Source organism: Nocardiopsis halophila DSM 44494 (assembly GCF_000341245.1).
GTDB lineage: Bacteria > Actinomycetota > Actinomycetes > Streptosporangiales > Streptosporangiaceae > Nocardiopsis_A > Nocardiopsis_A halophila.
Window position 1 is genome coordinate 1 of record NZ_ANAD01000125.1, and the last position, 3,752, is coordinate 3,752.

1 protein-coding gene is annotated in these 3,752 nt (G+C 78.9%); it reads left to right on the top strand.

The window, feature by feature from the left end:
- On the top strand, positions 1-3,752 hold a 3,752-nt coding region (locus tag D450_RS0114775; RefSeq protein ID WP_017539436.1), incomplete at both ends, for a type I polyketide synthase.

Sequence of the window (3,752 nt, forward strand, 5' to 3'; positions counted from 1 at the left end):
CGGTGGCGGGGGTGTCATCGTTCGGGATGGGCGGCAGCGACTGCCACGTCCTGCTCGCCGGGGCCCCGGAGCCGCGGGGGCGGGCGGGGTTCCGCGCGCGGGTCCGCGCCCGCTCGGACGGTGCCGCCGGACCGGGGGCCGGGGCGCCCGGAGGAACGGTCTGGTGGGTGCTGTCCGGGGCCACCGAGGACGGGCTGCGGGCCCAGGCGGAGCGCCTGCGGGCGCACGTGGCCGGGCAGGAGCAGGGCGGCGCCACCGACGCCGACATCGGGCTCACGCTGGCCCGGGGCCGCACGGCGCTCGCCCACCGGGCGGCGGTGCGCGGGAGCGACCGCGCCGAGCTGCTGAGCGGGCTGGAGGCCGTCGCGCAGGGGCGCCGGTGCGAGGGCGTGGTGACCGGCCGCGTGCGCGGGGAGAGCGGCGAGCAGGGGCACGACCCGGGGGAGCGGAGCGCCGGCCGGGCGCCCGCCACGGCGGCCTGTGACCCCGGTGGGCTCTTCTGCGCGGGCGCGGAGGACCGGGTCGACTGGCGGGAGCTCTTCGGTCCGCGGGCCCGGATGGTGGACCTGCCGACCTACGCCTTCCAGCGCCGCCGCCACTGGTTCCGTGAGGCCGAAGAGGAGGCCGGCCGGTCCGTCGGAGGGGGCGGACCGGAGGCCGCGGAGGGCGCCGCAGGCGGAGGCCGCGCACCGGGATCGGCGCTCGCGCTGGTCCGCGAGCACGCCGCCCGGGTGCTCGGGCACGCGACCGCCGACGCGGTCGCCCCCGGGCGCACCTTCCGCGACCTGGGCCTCGACTCGGCCCTGGGCACCGAGCTGCGCCACGCCCTCGAACAGGTGCTGGGGCGGCGCCTGCCCGCGGGGCTGGTCTACGACCACCCCACCCCCGAGCGCCTGGCGCACTTCCTGGAGACGGGACGTGCGGACGCCGGTGCGTCCGCACCGTCGGCGGCCCCGGTCCGCCCCGGGGCGCCGGGCGCCTCCGAACCGATCGCGATCACCGCCATGGCCTGCCGCTTCCCCGGCGGCGCGGACACCCCGGAGCGGCTCTGGGAGCTGCTGGCCGAAGAGCGCGACGCCACCGGCGCCTTCCCCGTGGACCGCGGGTGGGGGAGCGGGGTGCTCGCCGACGGCCGGGGCGTCGACCGGGGCGGCTTCCTGTACGGCGCGGCCGAGTTCGACGCGGGGTTCTTCGGGATCAGCCCGAGGGAGGCCGACGCCATGGACCCGCAGCAGCGGCTGCTGCTGGAGACGGCGTGGGAGGCGGTGGAGCGGGCCGGGGTGGACCCGACGTCGCTGCACGGTTCGCGGACCGGGGTGTTCACCGGGCTGACGGCCTCGGGGTACGGCGCCGCGGGCGACGGGACGGGGCACGAGGGCTACCTGATGACCGGGTCGGCGCCGAGCGTGGCCTCCGGGCGCATCGCCTACCTGCTGGGGCTGTCCGGGCCGCCGGTCACCGTGGACACCGCCTGCTCGTCGTCGCTGGTGGCGGTGCACCTGGCGGTGCGGGCGCTGCGCGGCGGCGAGTGCGACACGGCGCTGGCCGGGGGCGCGTGCGTGATGGCGACCCCGGAGATGTTCACCGAGTTCACGGCGCAGGGCGGGCTGTCCCCGGACGGGCGGTGCAAGCCGTTCTCCGCCGGGGCGGACGGAACCGCGTGGGCCGAGGGGGCCGGGATCGTGGTCCTGGAGCGGTTGTCGGATGCGGTGCGGCGGGGGCGCCGGGTGTTGGCGGTGGTGCGCGGTTCGGCGGTGAACTCCGATGGGGCGTCGAACGGGTTGACGGCGCCGAGCGGTCCGGCTCAGCAGCGGGTCATTGAGGCGGCGTTGGCGGATGCGGGGTTGTCGCCGCAGGACGTGGACGTGGTCGAGGCGCATGGGACGGGGACCCGGTTGGGCGATCCGATCGAGGCGCGCGCCCTGGCCTCGGCCTACGGCCGTGGACGCGAGCGGCCGCTGATCGTGGGGTCGGTCAAGTCCAACATCGGGCACACCCAGGCGGCGGCGGGTCTGGCCGGGCTGATCAAGACCGTGTCCGCGCTGCGGAACGGCCGGGTCCCCGCGACTCTGCACCTGGGAGAGCCGACGCCGCACGTCGACTGGGCCGCGAGCGGGCTGGAGCCCGCCGCCGAGGCGGTGCCGTGGCCGGATACGGGCCGCCCGAGGCGCGCGGGGGTGTCGTCGTTCGGGGTGAGCGGGGCCAACGCCCACGTGCTCCTCGAACAGGCCCCGGAGACGGAGCGGGACGCGGGGGACGGGGAGGCCGGTCCCGCCGATACCGCGACCGCGCCTGCCGAGCAGCGGCGCACCTGGCCGTTCGTGGTCTCGGCGGCCGACCGGCAGGCGCTGCGCGAGCAGGCGTCGAGGCTCGCCGACCACGTCCGCGGCGATGCGGGCCTGCGCCCGGTGGACGTGGCCTACTCCCTCGCCGCGACCCGTGCCGCGCTGTCCGAGCGCGCCGTGGTCCTGGCCGACGACCGGGCCGGGCTCCTGGACGGGCTCGCCAAGGTGGCCCGGGGCGAGGACCCGCTGGAGGGCGCCGCCGTGGACGGGGGCGCCGAGGGCGTCGGCGGTGCAGGCGGTGCCGGCGGCGGTGACGGGGGTGCCCCCGGGGACACCGGTGCCGAGCGGCCGCCCAGGCGTTCCGTCTCGCCCTCCGGCCACGGGGCCGGGGGCCGCCCGTCGCGCCACGACCCCGACGGGCCGGTGTTCCTCTTCCCCGGGCAGGGCACCCAGTGGGAGGGCATGGCCGCCGGCATGCTCCGCGACTCGGCCGCCTTCCGCCGGGCCGCCCACGACTGCGCCGAGGCCCTGCGCCCGCACGTGGACTTCGACCCGATGGCCGTCCTGCGCGGCGATCCCGGGGCGGCGCCGCTCTCCCGGGTCGACGTCGTCCAGCCCGCGCTGTGGGCGGTGATGGTCGCCCTCGCCGAGGCCTGGCGCGCCGACGGGATCGCCCCCTCGGCCGTCGTCGGCCACTCCCAGGGCGAGATCGCGGCCGCCTGCGCCGCCGGGGCCCTGTCCCTGGAGGACGGCGCCGCCGTGGCCGCGCTGCGCAGCGCCGCCCTGGTGGAGCTGGCCGGCACCGGCACCATGGCGGCCCTCGCCCTGCCCGAGGGCCGGGTGCGGGAGCTGGGCGCGCCCGTGCACGTGGCCGCGCTCAACGGCCCCGGCTCCACCGTCGTGTCCGGAACGGTGGAGGCCGTGGAGGCCCTGCTGGCCGAGTGCGACCGGACCGGGGTGGACGCGCGCCGGGTCGACGTGGACTACGCCTCGCACTCGCCGCTGGTCGAACCGGTGCGCGCCCGGGTCGAGGAGGCCCTGGCGCGGATCGCGCCGCGTACCCCCGAGGTGCCCTTCCACTCCACCCTGCTGGGCCGCCCCCTGGNCAACCTGCGCAGCACGGTCCGGTTCGCCCCGGTGGTGCGCGCCCTGGCCGAGTCCGGCCGCGGGCTGTTCATCGAGGTCGCCCCCCACCCGGCGGTGACGCCCGCGGTGTGGGCGACCTTGGAGGACGCCGGCCTCCCGGGCGCCGCCGTGGGCACACTGCGCAGGGGGGAGGGGGGCGGCGACCGCTTCACCGCGGCGGTGGGCGAGGCGCTGGTCGGCGGCGCCGCCGCCGATCCCCGCCGGGCCGCCGGGGGCGGCAGGCTGCTCGCCGCGGCCGCCGCGGCCTTCACCCGCGGCGCCCGCATCGACTGGTCCGGCTTCTTCACCGACGGCACCGACGACACCGGCGGGGACGGCGGG